The sequence below is a fragment of the Sphingomicrobium aquimarinum genome (assembly GCF_039655735.1).
Lineage (GTDB): Bacteria > Pseudomonadota > Alphaproteobacteria > Sphingomonadales > Sphingomonadaceae > Sphingomicrobium > Sphingomicrobium aquimarinum.
Genome location: NZ_JBBYXH010000001.1, coordinates 58,924 through 75,731, shown reverse-complemented (window position 1 = coordinate 75,731; position 16,808 = coordinate 58,924). Strand labels below are relative to the sequence as shown.

16 protein-coding genes are annotated in these 16,808 nt (G+C 64.1%); 14 read left to right on the top strand and 2 right to left on the bottom strand.

Annotated elements, in window-relative coordinates; genetic code table 11:
- The first annotated feature begins 32 nt into the window (after positions 1-32).
- Together WJS89_RS00365 and WJS89_RS00360 are read left to right on the top strand one after the other, a co-directional pair.
- Positions 33-776 (top strand): HWE histidine kinase domain-containing protein, encoded by a 744-nt coding sequence (locus WJS89_RS00365; RefSeq protein ID WP_346338953.1) that lies wholly within the window; start codon positions 33-35, stop codon positions 774-776.
- 87 nt (positions 777-863) lie between these two features.
- On the top strand, positions 864-2,210 hold the full coding sequence (locus WJS89_RS00360) for an aminopeptidase P N-terminal domain-containing protein (RefSeq protein ID WP_346338952.1): 1,347 nt from the start codon (positions 864-866) through the stop codon (positions 2,208-2,210).
- A gap of 9 nt (positions 2,211-2,219) precedes the next feature.
- Here WJS89_RS00360 and WJS89_RS00355 read toward each other — a convergent pair whose 3' ends face one another.
- Positions 2,220-4,445, bottom strand: coding sequence for a TonB-dependent receptor (locus WJS89_RS00355; RefSeq protein WP_346338951.1), 2,226 nt, complete (start codon positions 4,443-4,445; stop codon positions 2,220-2,222).
- A 167-nt stretch (positions 4,446-4,612) separates the two neighbouring features.
- Between WJS89_RS00355 and WJS89_RS00350 the strand changes: the two genes are divergently transcribed.
- The 9 genes from WJS89_RS00350 (at position 4,613) to WJS89_RS00310 (ending at position 13,601) form a co-directional block, all read left to right on the top strand.
- Positions 4,613-5,374, top strand: coding sequence for a hypothetical protein (locus WJS89_RS00350; protein WP_346338950.1), 762 nt, complete (start codon positions 4,613-4,615; stop codon positions 5,372-5,374).
- A 47-nt stretch (positions 5,375-5,421) separates the two neighbouring features.
- Positions 5,422-7,413: a DNA topoisomerase IV subunit B gene (gene parE, locus WJS89_RS00345; RefSeq protein WP_346338949.1), complete on the top strand. Its 1,992-nt coding sequence runs from the start codon at positions 5,422-5,424 to the stop codon at positions 7,411-7,413.
- Between the two features lie 15 nt (positions 7,414-7,428).
- Positions 7,429-7,920 (top strand): hypothetical protein, encoded by a 492-nt coding sequence (locus WJS89_RS00340; protein WP_346338948.1) that lies wholly within the window; start codon positions 7,429-7,431, stop codon positions 7,918-7,920.
- Positions 7,917-8,060: a hypothetical protein gene (locus tag WJS89_RS00335; RefSeq protein ID WP_346338947.1), complete on the top strand. Its 144-nt coding sequence runs from the start codon at positions 7,917-7,919 to the stop codon at positions 8,058-8,060. Before WJS89_RS00340 ends, WJS89_RS00335 begins: the two co-directional genes overlap by 4 nt.
- Before the next feature lie 41 nt (positions 8,061-8,101).
- Entirely contained in the window at positions 8,102-9,181 is a 1,080-nt protein-coding gene (locus tag WJS89_RS00330) for a potassium channel family protein (RefSeq protein ID WP_346338946.1), read from the top strand.
- Positions 9,182-9,372: 191 nt separating this feature from the next.
- Positions 9,373-9,702, top strand: a complete 330-nt coding sequence (locus WJS89_RS00325; RefSeq protein WP_346338945.1) for a hypothetical protein — start codon at positions 9,373-9,375, stop codon at positions 9,700-9,702.
- Between the two features lie 114 nt (positions 9,703-9,816).
- Positions 9,817-11,313, top strand: a complete 1,497-nt coding sequence (locus WJS89_RS00320; protein WP_346338944.1) for a DUF1963 domain-containing protein — start codon at positions 9,817-9,819, stop codon at positions 11,311-11,313.
- Positions 11,314-11,355: 42 nt separating this feature from the next.
- Positions 11,356-12,708: a 30S ribosomal protein S12 methylthiotransferase RimO gene (gene rimO / locus WJS89_RS00315; protein WP_346338943.1), complete on the top strand. Its 1,353-nt coding sequence runs from the start codon at positions 11,356-11,358 to the stop codon at positions 12,706-12,708.
- A gap of 38 nt (positions 12,709-12,746) precedes the next feature.
- Positions 12,747-13,601, top strand: a complete 855-nt coding sequence (locus WJS89_RS00310; RefSeq protein ID WP_346338942.1) for an alpha/beta hydrolase — start codon at positions 12,747-12,749, stop codon at positions 13,599-13,601.
- A 100-nt stretch (positions 13,602-13,701) separates the two neighbouring features.
- On the opposite strand, the gene WJS89_RS00305 is transcribed toward WJS89_RS00310, so the two are convergent.
- Complete coding sequence (locus WJS89_RS00305) at positions 13,702-14,340, bottom strand: hypothetical protein (RefSeq protein ID WP_346338941.1); 639 nt, start codon at positions 14,338-14,340, stop codon at positions 13,702-13,704.
- A gap of 259 nt (positions 14,341-14,599) precedes the next feature.
- Between WJS89_RS00305 and WJS89_RS00300 the strand changes: the two genes are divergently transcribed.
- The 3 genes from WJS89_RS00300 to WJS89_RS00290 all read left to right on the top strand — a co-directional run bounded on the left by WJS89_RS00300 (position 14,600) and on the right by WJS89_RS00290 (position 16,807).
- Complete coding sequence (locus WJS89_RS00300) at positions 14,600-15,988, top strand: leucyl aminopeptidase family protein (protein ID WP_346338940.1); 1,389 nt, start codon at positions 14,600-14,602, stop codon at positions 15,986-15,988.
- A 128-nt stretch (positions 15,989-16,116) separates the two neighbouring features.
- Complete coding sequence (locus tag WJS89_RS00295) at positions 16,117-16,506, top strand: MarR family transcriptional regulator (RefSeq protein WP_346338939.1); 390 nt, start codon at positions 16,117-16,119, stop codon at positions 16,504-16,506.
- A gap of 118 nt (positions 16,507-16,624) precedes the next feature.
- The gene (locus WJS89_RS00290; protein ID WP_346338938.1) at positions 16,625-16,807 is read left to right on the top strand and encodes a hypothetical protein; all 183 of its coding nucleotides are present in this window, start codon (positions 16,625-16,627) and stop codon (positions 16,805-16,807) included.
- The last annotated feature ends 1 nt before the right edge of the window (position 16,808 follow it).

Here is a 16,808-nt window from a genome sequence, read left to right as displayed (position 1 = left end):
GTGGATCGTTAGCGAGGCGTAACGGGGTAACAATGACGGACCAAGCAGACGAGCGCGATCTGGAAATTCAGCGATTGCGCGCACGCGTCGCAGAGCTCGAGACCGCGCAGAAAACCCAGACGTCCCAGCTTGGCGAGAAACTCAATCTGTTCGGCGCCATGCTGGAGACGGTGCCGGTCGGGCTCGTGGTCGCCGATAACGAGGGCCGCGTTCTGTACGGCAACAGCCAAATCGAGAAAATGCTGCGCCATCCTGTCCTCAAGTCGGCGGATGCCGAAAGCTACGGCGAATGGGTTTCCTATCACGAGGACGGCAGCCGGGTTCGCAGCGAGGAGTATCCGCTCGCGAAGGTCGTCAACGGCGAGAGCGATCATGCGCAGCTCGAGGTGCATTACGAGCGCGGCGACGGCACGCGTTTCTGGATGCAGATCATCGGCGAACCGGTATTCGACGACGATGGCAACCGTATCGGTGCTGCCGTTGCCTGCATCGACATCGACGAGCAGCGCAAGTTGCAGCTGGCGCAGACGATCCTGATCGGAGAGCTCAATCATCGCGTGAAGAACGCGTTTTCGGTCACGCAGTCGATCGTCAATCGTACGCTCCGCAAGGCCGGCGTCGGCCACGATCTTCGGCTCGATCTCGACAAGCGTCTTTTTGCCTATGCGCAAGCCCATGCGCGGCTGGTCGGACGCAAGTGGGGCTATGCGCCGCTGGAAGGTGTCGCGCCCGAAGTCCTTATCGAGACGATCCGCGAGGTCTATCCGCAGGCCTGATCGAGCGCGCGCATTTCGTCGAAGCGCGATTGTCGGCTCGCGACGATGATGCTTTGATCCTCCTTCACCCATCGAAGGATGTCGCAGATGCTCGATCGTCGCTCGTTTATCGCTTCCACCACCGCCGCAGCGACCGCGCTGGCGGTGCGCCCCGCCGCTGCTCAGGTGTTCACCCCCGACGGCGCTTACGGAACGCCGGGCCCGACCTTCCCCTTTCCTCCGCAGGTCTATGCCGCGCGTCGCAGGAAGCTGGCAGAGATGCTCGATGGCGGGGTCGCCGTCATCTTTGCTGCGACCAAGATCGATGCGACCAGCCAGGTGACGATGGCGGGTAACGGGCTCCAGGATCAGGATTTCGCCTGGCTCACCGGCATTCAGGACGAGGCCAATGCGGCGATCATCCTTTCTCCGTCCGAACGCCATGACAAGGAATCGCTTCATCTCGCGAGCCGCAATCTCGATACCGAGCGATGGGAAGGCGAGCGCCTCTCCGTGGGCGCGGCGCTTCGCGAGCGCACCGGCTTCGACAAGATCTCCGGCATCAACTCCGTGCCCTATCAGGCGACCATGCTCGCGGCCGAGCACAAGCGGCTCGTGACGCTCTCGCCGGTCACGCCTCCGGGCGCTCCGACGCCGAAAGATCTCGAACTGTTCCGCAACATCGCCGCGCGCGGCATTCCGGGCGTGCAGGTCGTCAACCGGCCCGACATCCTGCCGGCGATGCGCGCCGCCAAGGAACCGCGCGAGATCGAACTGATCGAGAAGGCCGTCGCCGCCACCGCGGCCGGCCACCTTGCAGCCATGCGTGCAGCGCGCCCCGGAATGAACGAGCGCGAATTGATGAACATCATCGAAAATGCGTTTCGCGAGGCGGGCGCCGAACGCCTCGCCTTCCCCTCGATCGTCGGCGCGGGACGATCGGGCGCGACCGTGCATTACATGGGCCGCGACAATGTCATCCGCGACGGCGACCTCGTTCTCAACGACATCGGTTCGGCCTACCGCACCTATGCCAGCGACATCACCCGCACCTTCCCCGTGTCGGGCACCTTCTCCCCGGCGCAGCGCGCGGCCTATGAAGCCGTTCTCGACGCGCAGATGGCGGCGGCGAAGGAATTGAAGCCCGGAACCTACTACCAGGATCTCAACCAGATCGCGATCGGTCGACTGGAAGCGCGCGGCTATCGCGACGACTTCTGGCACGGGCTCGGCCATTTCGTCGGTCTCGATGTCCATGACGTTGGCGACTACCGCCGTCCGCTCCCGGAAAATGCCGTCGTCACGATCGAACCCGGCGTCTACCGGCCGCAAGACAATTTCGGCATTCGCATCGAGGACATGTTCCGCACGGTCCCGGGCGGCAATATCCGCATGAGCGAGGCCGTCCCCTACCGGCCCGACGACGTGGAAGCCGCCGTCCGCTCGGGTCGCTAGCCAAGGGTTCTACAGTTTCATTCCCAGCTGCAACCCGACGCTGCGCGGATCCGAACGGAACATATTATAGCCGATGAAGCCGTATCCCGAGACGGCGGTGTCGCGGTTCGTGAGGTTGCGTCCCCACAGGGTTACGCTCAGCCCGCTTCTCTCGAAGGCGAAACCTGCCTGCGCCTGGACGGTCGCGAACCCTGGCTGGCTGCGTTCGTCGAGGCCTTCGGGGTCGAGGTAGTAGCGGCTACGGGCCTTGATGTTCGTACCGAGCGACATCGTCACGTCCTTCGATAGGGCGGTATCGTATCGCACGCCCAGCCGACCGGACACGCGCGGCGCGAAGGGCAGCGAATTGCCGTCGAACAGCGCCGCATTCCCGCCGACGTCGCTTTTCTGGTCGATCCGCGTTTCGTTGAAGATGCCCGCCAACTCGAGCGTGAGACCGGGCGCAACGTCCACCTCGATCTCCGCCTCCGCCCCTAGCGACGTCGCCGCGTCGAGATTGGACAGCGAATTCGAAACGATCGTCGAGCCATCGGGTAGCGGGAAGGTGACGAAGATGCGCGCCTGCGGCGAGCGATAATCCTGGTAGAAGGCGGCCACCGACCCTCGAAGCGCATTGCTGAAACGGGCTTTGTAGCCAAGTTCGTAGGCTGTGACCGTCTCGGGTCCGAACAGTCCTTCGTCGGCATAGAAGGTCGCATTGTTGGCGACCTCGCCGTTGAAACCGCCCGACTTGTAGCTGTTGGCGATCGAGACATAGGCCCGCCCCGGCCCGACGTGGGCACTGAGGGCGGCATTGCCACTCAACCGCGTGTCGACGATCCGGTTGGCGCCGATCGCATCGCCGAGCCCGCCGCGATCGTTGAAGGCGCGCGTGCCATTCTCGAAGACGTGGATACCCTGCCCCGCTCCATCGATGACCTCGTGATTGAGTCGTGCGCCCACCGTCATGACGATTCGATCCGACAGCGCAATCTCGTTGAAGGTGAAGGTGGCGAGCGCCAACCGCTCCTGCTCGATGTCGGTCACGAGGCTGAAGGCGCGCGTTTCGCTTGCGGGCGTCGGCCCCACGCGGCCAGGAGCGCCGACATAGGGGCAGGTGCCGAGCAACCGCTCCTCGTCGAGCGTCCCGCACCAGATGACGTAGCGCTGCGAAAAGTCCTCGTGCGCCACATACAGCCCAGCCATGCTCGAGCCCCACGTCGTCTCCCGCGCGAGGCGGATTTCCTGCGAGAGCTGGAGGAAACTGCGGTCGTAGAGAAGATTGGCGTTGAGGTTGGAATTGCCGAAGGGCGCGGGCGTGCCGTCGAAATCGAACCCGTAATTCTGCCGATAGCCCTCCAATGCGCTCAGGGCTTTCAGCGACCACGCGCCGAGCGGCACCGTCACATCGGCGGCCAGCCCGTAGAAGGCATTGCGCGTGTCGCGGATGCCCGTGCCCTCGCTGGCGATCTCATGGCGATCGAGATCGAGCGCATCGTTGCGCGGGGTCGTGTTGACGCCGTCGTCGCGCTCGTAATGGGCGCGCAGCAGGACTTCGCCATCGCGGGGCGTCCACAGGGCCGACAAGCGGGCGCCATAATCCTCGCGCTCGCCACCGGCGGCCTTGGGGCCGGCGACATTGTCGAGCACCGGATCGCGGCGCCCCATGCTGGTCGCGACCCGCACGTCGAGATCGCGCGCGACGGGGCCGCTGGCGATGAAGTCCGCGTCGTAGCGTCCATATGTGCCTACACCGATCGCAGCGCGCACCTCGCGTTCCGCCGTCGGCCGCTTTGAGACGAGGTTGATCGCCCCGCCCGAGGCGTTGCGTCCGTACAGCGTTCCCTGCGGCCCCTTGAGCATTTCGACGCGTTCTAGGTCGTAGAGCATCAGCCCCGTCTGGACATTGGTGGCGAGATAGACGCCGTCGGCGTGCACCGCCGCCGCCGTGGGGGTAAGCGCCTGATGATCGACCGCGCCGATACCGCGGATCTGGAAGGCGACCTGCGTCCCGTTCGCAACCGCTGCCTCGACCCCGACGAGCAGGTCGGTCAGGTCCTCGGCGCGGTGATGGCCGATAGCGGCTTCCAGAGCCTCGGCGTCGAGCAGGCTCACCGAGAAAGGTACCGCTTCAAGCGGTGTTGGCGTTCGCGTGGCGGTGATGACGATCTCGTCCGGCGCCTCGTCCGTTTCGGCAGGCTCGGGTTGCAGATTCCAGTGCAGGCTGGCGAGCAGAAGCGATGACAGGACGGTCACAAGGGCCCCCTCGAAATGGGAATCGACGCTGAAAAAGACGGCCGCGCGGCTGCGCGATCCGGTCGGAGCGGGCGCTATAAGCAGACCTGGAACGCCCCGCCAACCCCGTCGAAAGGCTCGCTTAACGGGTTCGCACTATCGCCATCGCACAGGGAGGAGCGCCAACATTGTCACGCGAAGAATTCAGCATCTTCGGCTTCGTCGCGCTCTTCGCGGCGATGGTTCTGCTCGGCGCAATCTTCAATGTTCTGCAAAAATCATCGTCACGCATGGCGAGCGCGGCCAAGAAGCTTCTCGGCTGGCTTGTCCTTGCCGCCCTCGCCACCGCAGCGACGCTCTGGTTCCTCGACAATCGTGGCGGCTGGCGCAGCGTCGAACAATCCTACGACCGATTCTTCGCCCTCACCGGTCTCGTCATGCAGGAACCGCGCTGGGACCACCGCTGGGACAATCGCTGCTCGTCCAACCTCGACCAGAACCGCCACCTCCCCATTTCCATCGAAGGCGACAGGCTCGACCCGCGCACCCGCGCCGCGCTCCCCGACCGCCTCCTCGCCTATCTCCTCGATTATCACGACCTTCCCCGCAGCGCGGCCAGCATCGAAGAAGGCGCGCTCGACTGGCGGCGCGTGAATGCATGGGATTACGATCCCGACAAACCCATGTATCCCGAACGCTACACCCGCATCACCAATGAATTCGTCTGCGCCACCCTCGACCGCAACGGGGACACTCTGACGCTGACCCCCTGCAACCCGGTGCGCACCTACGAGCCCCGCGGCAATGCGGGCTACGTCCTCGCCGTCGATGACGATCTGCGCGACCTCCTCAAGATCGACCTAGTCCACGCCGCCCGCGCACCCTACTGGTGCGAGAACCCCGTCCGCCGCGCGGTCAATGGCGCATTGGGCCTCGACCATCCCGACTGAGCTAGTCGCTTGGCAGGGCCGCACCTACGGCCCTATACCCGACCATAATGTCCGACGACCTCTTCGACTCCGCTTCGCCCGAAAAAGCTTCCGCCGATTATGACGCCTCCTCGATCGAGGTGCTCGAGGGGCTGGAGCCCGTACGCCGTCGCCCCGGCATGTATATCGGCGGCACCGACGCGCGCGCGCTCCATCACCTCGCCGCCGAAGTCATCGACAATTCGATGGACGAGGCGGTCGCGGGCCACGCCAACCGCATCGAGATCGAACTGGACGAAGGCAACCGCCTCAGCGTCGCCGACAATGGCCGCGGGATCCCAATCGACCCGCACCCCAAATTCAAGGACAAGAGCGCACTCGAGGTGATCCTCACCACGCTCCACTCGGGCGGCAAGTTCGAGGGCAAGGCCTATGCCACGTCGGGCGGCCTCCACGGCGTCGGCGTCAGCGTCGTAAACGCATTGTCCACCGGCACGGTCGTCGAAGTCGCCCGCGACAAAAAGGTCTACCGCCAGACCTTTTCGAAAGGCCATGCGACCTCGAAACTCGAGGAAGTGGGCGCCGCCCCCAATCGCCGCGGCACCAAGGTCGTATTCACCCCTGATCCCGAGATCTTCGGTGCCGACGCGAAGTTCAGTCCCAAGCGCCTCCACGACCTAGCCCGCTCCAAGGCCTATCTCTACGGCGGCGTCGAGATCCGCTGGAAATGCGCCCCCAGCCTCGCCTCCGACGACGTTCCCGAGCAGGCTACCTTCAAGTTCGACAATGGCCTTGCCGACCATCTCGACGACATGCTCGGCGAGCGCGGCACCATCACCTCGCCGCCCTTCACGGGAAAGCAGGATTTTCCCGACGACCAGGGCCGCTGCGAATGGGCGATCGCCTGGCCTTTGTGGACCGACGGCTACCAGCGTTATTACTGCAACACGATCCCCACTCCCGACGGCGGCACCCACGAAGCGGGCCTGCGCGCGGCGCTCACCAAGGGCCTGCGCGCCTTCGGCGACCTCGTGAATGAGAAGAAGGCCGCGAAGATCACCGCCGACGACATTTTCGGCGGCATCGAGTGCATGCTCTCGGTGTTCATCCGCGATCCGCACTTCCAGTCGCAAACCAAGGACCGCCTCACCAGTCTCGAGGCCGCGCGCTTCGTCGAAAATGCCGTGCGCGACCATTTCGACCATTATCTCGCCGACAATATGGACCGCGGCCGCGCGCTCCTCGGCAGCGTCATCGAGCGGATGGACGAGCGCCTCAAGCGCCGCGCGGAGCGCGAGGTCAAACGCAAGACCGCCACCAGCGCCAAGAAGCTCCGTCTCCCCGGCAAGCTCACCGATTGCGCCAATTCGGGCGGCGAGGATGGCGAGACCGAACTGTTCATCGTCGAAGGCGACAGCGCGGGCGGCAGCGCCAAGCAGGCGCGCAACCGCAAGACGCAGGCCATCCTCCCCATCCGCGGCAAAATCCTCAACGTCGCGAGCGCCACCAAGGAGAAGATCCGCGCCAACGCCGAAATCGCCGACCTCGCGCTCGCGCTCGGGTCCGGCATGGGCGAGCAATATGACGACGACGCGCTGCGCTACGACAAGATCATCATCATGACCGACGCCGACGTCGACGGCGCGCACATCGCCACCTTGCTGATGACCTTCTTCTTCCAGGAAATGCCCGAGCTCGTGAAGCGCGGCCGCCTCTACCTCGCTCAGCCCCCGCTCTACCGCCTCACCGCGGGCACCAAGTCGCTCTACGCCCGCGACGACGCCCACCGCGCGGAACTTGAGGAAAGCGAATTCAAGGGCAAGAAGGTCGATGTCGGCCGCTTCAAAGGCCTCGGCGAGATGAACCCCAACCAGCTCAAGGAAACCACCATGGACCCCGCGAGCCGCAGCCTCATCCGCATCACCCTGCCGCCCGAATATCAGGACCAGCAGGGCGCCCGCGACATCGTCGAGCGCCTCATGGGCAAGAAGCCCGAACATCGCTTCGAATTCATCCAGTCCGAAGCCGCTGGTTTCGACGATGCGGCGATCGATGCGTGAAGAAGGAATTGGCCGATGACTGGCATAAACTACGATCCACGAGACCTCCCCGGCGCCATTTTTCTGAAAGAAGACGGTAAGGGCGATTTCGTTTGGGATGAAGAGATCGAGCGTTTGTCGCGCAATGGGCGCAGCGAAACTTATCACTATGTGTCGCGACGGGGCTTTCTGGTAAGCAATTTTACCGAGGGCACCTACATCCTCACACCTGCGATGACTTACTTCGACGCGGATACACAAACGAGCGTCCTGATGTTCTTCCAGGCGGAAGCAGGAGAGCTTCGTAACGGCGACAGAGGCGCCATGACCGATCTAAATCCTTCACCCGAAGAATTGTCGGTTCTGGCGACCGCGCACAAAGGATGGGTCGAGTACATGAAGGACCTTAGAAACAAGCAAGGTTGGGATCCGGCACGTATTGCTCATCACTATCAAGCGGTTGATCTCAGACAAGTCACGGAGGCCGATTTGGCAGCTGCGATGGAGCAGGGAGAACAGGGCAAATGAGCGTATCCCACACTCCAAACATCAGGCCGAACATCACCCGCGACGTCGTCGAGCGTCTGATGGGCAAGAAACCCGAACATCGCTTCGAATTCATCCAGTCCGAAGCCGCTGGTTTCGACGACGAGGCGATCGATGCCTGATCGGGTTTCAATGCGTCTGAAAGCCGCCTAGAAGCGCCCCCATGGAACGCCGCCAGCCACGCCAGCTTCCCCCCGCCACCTCGCGCACCTTGCCGCAGGTACCGCTTCTGCGCCAGAAGTCGCCGCTGTCGGGCTGGGCACAGTTCGCGATCCGTGTCGGCCTGCTTTTCGCGCTGCTGGGCTTCATCATCGCGGTCCACTGGATCGAGCGCGACAGTTTCGTCGACAATGCCGATGGCGAACTCTCGTTCGCCGACGTCATCTATTTCACGATGATCTCCGCTACCACCACGGGCTATGGCGACATCGTGCCCGTCACCGAGCGCGCGCGCCTCTTCGACGCCTTGGTCGTCACGCCCGCGCGCATCTTCTTCATCTTGATTCTGGCAGGCACCGCCTACACCTTCGTTATCAAGCGATCCTGGGACACCTATCTCATGCGACGACTTCAACGCACCCTTACCGACCACATCGTCGTGGCGGGCTACGGCACCTCCGGCGGCGAGGCGGTCGACGAACTGATCGCGCGCGGAGAGGACCCGCGCAAGATCGTCGTCATCGACCAAAACCCCGAGAGCATCGCCAAGGCAGAAAGGCTGGGCTGTATCGTGCTTCAGGCCGATGCCACGCGCGATGAAACCATGGAAGCCGTGCGCCTGCGCCAGGCCTCGACCATGATCATCTCGGCGGGCCGCGACGATACCTCGATCCTCATCTGCCTGACCGCGCGGCACCTGTGTCCCAAGCTGCAGATTTCGATGGCCGTGCGTGCCGAGGACAACGAATTTCCCGCGCGTGCAGCGGGCGCCAACACGGTCATCAACCCGACCAGCTTCGCTGGCCTCCTGCTCGCAGGCTCCGCGCACGGCGCAGGCATCGCCGATTATATGGCCGACCTTGCGAGCGCCACCGGCCGCGTCCGCCTCCACGAGCGCGAGATCGAACCGTTCGAGGCGGGGAAGAGCCTGTCCGAAGTCGCGATCGGCCTCGGCGTCCGCATCCTCCGCGACGGCAAGTCGATCGGTTTTTGGGAAGAGGGCGCAAAGGCCCTCCAGCAAGGAGACCACATCATCGAAATCATCCCCGGCTTCGCCTTTCCGCCCTGCAATACGGGGACGTGAGCGCTTCGACGCTAGCGATCACGAGCGGGCTGGATTGCGGGCACTTCTCGGAAAATCATTTGCGGATGTGGTCAGCCACAATCGTCATCGTTTCGCTCCTAGTTTGTGGGTGCGCAACAAAGCGTTCTATCGATTGCGATGACGCTGGCGTATCGATCGGATGCGAGAATAGCCGCGCATACGAGACTTACATGAACGGTGGCAGCGCAAGAAAATTTTACGAAGAATGCGTCCCAATGTCCGAGCCTGAGGTTCTCCATGGGACATGGTCGACGGCGTTCGAGTTCAACGTCTTCTACGAGGACGAAGTCCTGACAGGTGAACCAGCGTTTCGGCTCCCTGCCAGCTGGAACGAATTATTGATTGAGGGCACTCGCTTCGAAGCACTTTGGACTAATGAAGCTCAGGTCTATGAAGTCAAGTTCATTGGCAGAAAGCCTGTTTGCGATGTCGATGACCCAGTAGCAATCATATTCGTCGATAAGGTCATTTCAGCCCGACTACTGGAGTCGCATCCGTAGAACGTGCGCGATTTAGCGGCGTCGCGTCGCCGCCACCTCTCCCCACAGTAAACCCTTCCTCAACCCCTTGCGTCCAGAAAGGACCTCGCTAGCGAAGCGGGGAAGACGAGGGCCATGTTCAAGAACCTGTTGGGATTGAACAAGAAAGCGGAAGTGGAGAGCGAGGACGGGCAGCCGCTCGATCCGGCGCAGTCGCGCATGCAGCGGCTCGCCGAGCGCGGCCAGTCGATGGCGAAACAGGAAAAGTTCGCCAAGGCCCCGCCCGTTCCCAAACTCGCCCCCCGCCCCACTTCCGCCGAGGACGACGCCGCGCCGGAAGCAACAGACGCCACCGTCACCCCGCTGCACGAGGACGCCGCCACCGCCGACCCCGCGCCCTCCGAAGACAACCATGTCCACGACATGCTCGACACGCTCGAGCAGGAACTCGCCGCCCCCGTCCCCCGCCGCGGCCCGCACCCCGCGCTCCGCAAGGCCCGCCGCCAGGCGATCATGTTCCGCCAGCATCTGCCCCCGCGTCCCAACCCGACGCAGCTGAGCTTCTGGGGCGGCAAGCCGCTGCTTCCCGCCGACTTCGTCTGGCCGAGCTTCACCGCGTCGGACGGCACCACCCGCGCCCTCTCCTTCATCGGCCAGATCGACTGCGCGACCATTCCCGCCGACGCGGGCTTCCATCTGCTTCCCGACCACGGCGTCCTCGCCTTCTTCATGGACCTGCACTGGGGCGCCTATTGGCAATGGAAGGTCGTCCACCACGCGGGCTTCACCCCCGACTTCATCGAGCACGATCCGCCCGAAACACTCCCCCGCGCCTTCGCCGATCCCGGCGTCTGGGGCGCTGCCGCCGACTGGCCGCGCCTCCTGCCCAAATGGACCATGGACCCGATCGTCGTGCGCGCCGAGGCCGATGCGCCCGACCCCGACACGCCTTTCTGGCCCGGCGCGATCGACCGCGACACCGCCACCGCTGCCGTCGCCGATGTCGAAGCGGGCCTTCCCGAGCCGCAGCCCTACGTCCTCGTCCGCGACGCCAGGGGCAAGCTCGAACTTCCCTACGCCACCTTCCCGCACGACTGGAACGCGCTCGCCGTCGCGCTCGCCCACCTCGAGCGCGCCGTCGACGACGTCGATCTCAAGATCACCAAAAAGGCCCGCAAGGCCGTCACCGCCGATCTCGCCGACTGGCGCCGCAAATTCGAACGCGCACGGAAAGCCGGCCGCCCCATTTCCAAGACCGCCCGCGCCGACTTCTGGAAGATGCTCCGCGCCCACGAGACGTTCGCCGATGCCACCCTCCCCGCACTCGTCCCGGCGGGCATCGAAGCCGCGCTCGCCGCTGGCAACGGCGCCGATCTGCCGGCCGAGGCCCTCGCCATGATCGTCGACCGCCACCGCTTCTCCGCTGGCGATGAACGCATGCTCTGCGCTCCGACCTTCGTTGAGATGGAAGCCGAAGAGCGCAGTCCCGACTGGCTCTGCCTCCTCGAACTCGGTGCCAACCCCGGGCTCGGCCACCATTTCGCCGAGGGCGTCTACCAATTCTGGATCAAGCCCGAGGACCTCGCGGCTGCCGACTTCGACGCGGTCGAGCTTTCCGCCGAAACCTATTAAGACTGGCGCGCCAGACGCTTAACGCCTAAGGGCGAGCGCCAAATGGCTACGCAAATTCCCAATCCCAAAAAGGTCGGCATGGTCAGCCTCGGCTGTCCCAAGGCGCTGGTCGATTCCGAACGCATCCTCACGCGCCTGCGCGCCGACGGCTATCAGATGAGCCCCGACTATGACGGCGCCGACGTCGTGCTCGTGAACACCTGCGGGTTCCTCGACAGCGCCAAGGAAGAAAGCCTCGACGCCATCGGCGAGGCGATCGCCGAGAATGGCCGCGTCATCGTCACCGGCTGCCTCGGCAACGAGGCCGACCTCATCCGCGCCAAGCACCCCAATGTGCTCGCCATCACCGGCCCCCAGCAGTACGAGAAGGTCGTCGAAGCCGTCCACGAGGCCGTGCCGCCCGAGATCAGCCCCTACGTCGACCTCATCCCCCAGCCCGACACCAAGCTGACCCCGCGCCACTACAGCTACGTCAAGATTTCCGAGGGCTGTAACCATCGCTGCGCCTTCTGCATCATCCCCTCGATCCGCGGCGACCTCGCGTCGCGCCGCCCCGACGCGGTGCTGCGCGAGGCGGAAAAGCTCGTCGCCGCCGGGACGAAGGAACTGCTGATCATCAGCCAGGACACCAGCGCCTACGGAATCGATCTCAAGAACCAGACGTGGAACTGGAAGGGCGAGGAGATCGACGCCCGCATGCACACGCTCGCCGACAAGCTTGGCGATCTGCGCACGCCGGATGGCGACACCCCATGGGTTCGCCTCCACTACGTCTACCCCTATCCCCATGTCGATCGCACCGTCGACCTCATGGCCGCGGGCAAGCTGACGCCCTATCTCGATATCCCCTTCCAGCACGCCAGCCCGAAGATCCTGAAGTCGATGAAGCGTCCTGCCAACGAAGCGAAGGTGCTGGAGCGTCTCGCCAAGTGGCGCGAAATCTGCCCCGACATCGCGGTCCGCTCGAGCTTTGTCGTCGGCTTCCCCGGCGAGACCGAAGAGGATTTCCAGTATCTTCTCGACTGGCTCACCGAAGCCCAGCTCGATCGCGTCGGCGCCTTCCGCTTCGAGCCCGTCGAGGGCGCAGAGGCCAACGCCTTCCCGGGCGCCGTGCCCGAGGATGTGAAGGAAGAGCGCTACGCTCGCATCATGAAGCATTCGGCAAAGATCAGCGCCGCCAAACTGCAGGCGAAGGTCGGCAAGACGCTTCCCGTCATCATCGACCTCGTCGATGCGGAAACCGGCGGCGCCACCGGCCGCAGCCAGGCCGACGCCCCCGAAATCGACGGCGAAGTGCACCTGCGCGACGCGGGTCACCTCGCCCCCGGCGACTTCGCAACGGTGACGATCGAAGAGGCCGACGAGCATGACCTGTTCGGCGTGCCCTCCGCCTGATTGCGCGCATTTTCATCGTCGGTTCAGCGACCCCGGACTTGAGAAGACCGATGCGCCGCATTCTCGCCGCCAGCCTCTCGGCACTGCTCCTCGCCGCTCCCGCCAGCGCGGGCCCGGTGAGCGACCGCGTCTTTCGCCCCGACCCGCTTCCCGCCAAACTCGACTGGCAGGGCCTACCGCCGCCGGCCGAGATCGCGGTCACCACAGACGACGGATTGACGGTCAGGGGCTACCGCTGGGCCGCCGCCTGCCGCCCGCGCGCGGTCATGGTCTATTTTCACGGCAATGGCGGCAACCGCTACGACGCCGCGCTCCACGCGGCCCCGCTGCGCCGCGACGACGTCGACCTCATCGTCGCCGACTATCGCGGCTATGGCGACAATCCGGGCGCGCCCGACCCCGACGGCCTGGCCGCGGACGCGCGCGCCTTCACCGACCTCGCGCTCGCGACCGGCGCGGACAAGACCTATCTGTTCGGTTTCTCGCTGGGCGGCGCGGTTGCCCTGCGCGCTGCCAACGAGCGCCCCGTCGATGCGTTCGCCACGCTCGGCGCGTTTACGAACGTGCGCGACGCCGCGCCCAAGCTCGCCCGCGCCTTCGTCCCCAAATGGTTCGACAATCGTGCCGAAGCCGCCCGCCTCGCGACCCCGTGGCTGCTGATGCACGGCACCAAGGACGAAACCGTCGATCCTTCGCACGGTCTCGAACTCAAGGAAATCGCCGGCGATCGGGTCACCCACGTCAATCTTACCGGCGCGCCCCACAACATTCTCTACGATCCGATCGCGGAGCGTCTCTGGTCCGCCCTCGACGGTTTGGCGAAGGCCGAGCCCACAGGCGCATCCTGTCGGCCCCGATCCGATCCACCAGGCAAAACCCCGTTTGCCGAGTGACGAACCCGCCAGGGCGCGAGCAACGTAACGAAGTGCATGCCCGATACGCAAAGCGCCGCCCAGAGGGCGACGCTTCGTTAACCGTATTGTAGCTGCCGTATTAGTTGGGGCGGCGTTCGTTGAATTCGCCGCTACGACGCGCATCCTGAACGACTCCGCCACAAGCCACGGGTAGGACGACCTTGTAGCCAGCAGTGCCATCCGCTTCGCCACCGTTAGCACCGTCACCTTCTTCAAGGGTCAGGCCGTGGAGGACGATCTCGCGAAGTTCGAGCGGCAGCAGGTCGTCCTTGTCCATGCCGTCGCCATAAGCCGAGCTGTTGTTGAGATTGAACGTCATCTCGTAATCGACCACGCCGTCATTGTCCGGATCGACATCGCCGAGCTCGAGCAGGATCGGGCCATAAACGATCGCGCCTTCAGCGAGTTCGATAAAGCCGTCATTGTCGCCCTCGACGTCCTGCTGGATCGTCGGGCACGTCGCTTCCATGCCGGAAAGGCCGTGGATATGCGCGACATGCGGCTGATCCGTCACCTCGAGGCCGCTCGCCTGGATCATCACACGGATCTGTCCTTGCCCGCGTTGTTCGATCGTGAAGCTTCCGGTCACACCGGAATCATTGAGTGGCGAGAGGACCCCGCTGTAGGTATTCGTCCTGTTGGGTTCCTGCTGCGCCGCGGCGGGCATCGCAGAGAGGCTTGTCGCAGCCAACGCGATCATCATCGTTTTCATCATCATTGAATTCCTTGGTTAAATCGTCCGTCAAGCTGCGGGTGTCTCCACGCATCTCATATGGTTAACGGCAATTTAACACGTAAGTTCAATCTTTTGTCCGTAAATCAGGCAGGCCGAGTGTCTAAGGCGGCACAATATACTTGCGAGCAGAAAAAAGGATACTTGCGAGCAGAAAAAAGGAGGCTGTTCGAGATGTTACCGGAACGCTGCTGACGTATCGGCATCGATTGAACCCGCAAACCGCCTCGCTCATTACATCGGCATGACCGATCTTCTGAAAGCCGACCAAGGCCAGTCCGCCCACACCATTCATCTCGTCGACGCTGAAAGTTTCGATGAGTGGATAAAGGGTCAACCGCAGCGCGTCCGCTCACTGTTGGAGGCTGCGCGCTACGACGGAAAGACCGGCTACGCCTATCAGATCTTGCCTGGCGCGAAAGACGACGAATGGGCGGTCGTGACCACCGTCGCCGATGTCGAAGACTTGTCTCCATGGTGCCTCGCCAAACTCGGCGAAGTTCTTCCCGAGGGCAGCTACCGCCTCGCAAACGACAAGGATCCCGGCCCCGCGATGCTGGGATGGATACTCGCCCAGCACCGCTTCGACGCCTATCTGACCGAGAAGCCGGGCCATGGCCCGCGCACGCTCCTTACCGCCAACCCCGGAAAGATCGACGCCATCCGCCGCGCCGCGGAGGCCACGCTGCTGGTCCGCGACATGGTCGATACGCCTCCCGAAGACATGGGCCCCGCCGCCATCGAGCAGCGCGCCCGCGATATCGCCGAGCGTCATTCCGCCAAGGTGACGGTCACTGCGGGGGACGCGCTCGAGCAGGGCTACCCCATGATCCACGCCGTCGGCCGCGCCGCCACCCGGTCTCACGCTCCCCGCCTCGTCGAAGTCGAGTGGGGCGATGAAGCGCACCCGCGCCTCGCCATCGTCGGCAAGGGCGTCAGCTTCGACAGCGGCGGGCTCGACATCAAGTCGTCCAAGGGCATGGCGCTCATGAAGAAGGACATGGGCGGCAGCGCTCACGCGCTCGCGCTCGCACAGATGGTGATGGACGCGCGTCTCCCCGTCCGGCTGCACCTCCTTATCCCGACGGTCGAGAATGCCATCGCGGGCAATGCCTTTCGTCCCGGCGACGTCCTCAAGAGCCGCAAGGGCATCACGGTCGAAATCGATAATACCGATGCCGAGGGACGCCTTATCCTTGGCGACGCGCTCGCAAAGGCCGGTGAGAACAAGCCCGATTTCATTATCGACTTCGCCACACTGACCGGCGCCGCCCGTGTCGCGCTCGGTCCCGACCTCCCGGTCCTGTTCGCCAACGACGACGCCATCGCCGAGACGATCGAAAAGGCCGGCAGCGACGTCGGCGACCCGCTTTGGCGGCTTCCGCTTTGGGACGGCTATGACGAGATGCTTTCGTCGAGCCTCGCGGACATGGTCAATTCGGGCGGCAGCGGGTTTGCGGGGTCGATCACCGCAGCGCTGTTCCTGCGCCGGTTCGTTCCGGACGACACGGATTGGATTCATTTTGACACTTTTGCCTGGCGCCCCGCGGCCAAACCCGGGCGCCCCAAGGGTGGCGAGGCTCTCGGCCTGCGCGCAGCCTTTGCACTTCTGGAGCATCGCTACGGCTCTTAGTCCGTAGGGCCTTCGGCTCAACCGATTGGGATTCGCGACAGAATTGATGATGCCAGCGAAACAATGTCGGCTAACCGACCGTTTTTCCCATGTACGCGACGTAAACCAAAAAATAACGAGGCAAGACCATGGGCGATATGACCCTGGCGACTTGGATGCGCACCCTGACCGGCTATGTCCGCTCCGGCTCGCCTGATTTGACCAACCGACAGATGGCGCTTCTGCTCGTCGTCTATCTTACCCCCGGCCCGCACACGGTGCGTGGCCTGGCACAGACACTGAATGTTTCCAAACCCGTGGTAACGCGGGCCTTGAATACATTGGGCGGGCTCGGCTATCTGCGGCGCGAGCGCGATCAGGACGATCGAAGAAACATCTTCATCGTGCGCACCGAAGAGGGGGCAGAGTTTCTTGAGCAGTTCCAAAAGCTCTTCCGAGGGCAGGTCGCAAGCGGCCATGCCAACGGAGCAAGCGTCCAGGACGCCGCCAGAGCCCGCATCCTCGAAACCGCCCATTAGGCAATTTGCGCTGTCGGGACGTTCCAACGACCCCGACCCCGCCGTCCACGCCTATCGAAGCGATCTGGCCGATGTCTCGCTGGCGGGACGCGTCATCGCATCCCATTACGCCGCGCCCGTGACTCGCGAGCTCCGCCGGGCGGTACGGCTTTGGGCGCAACCCAATCGTGACGGCGAGGCGATCTGCGAACTCGACGCAGGCGCGCGGTTCGAACTGCTCGACAGTCGCGGCGGCTGGGCATGGGGCTATGGCGGCGAAGACCGCCTCGTCGGCTATCTGCCGGAGGAAGCGCTCGTCTGAC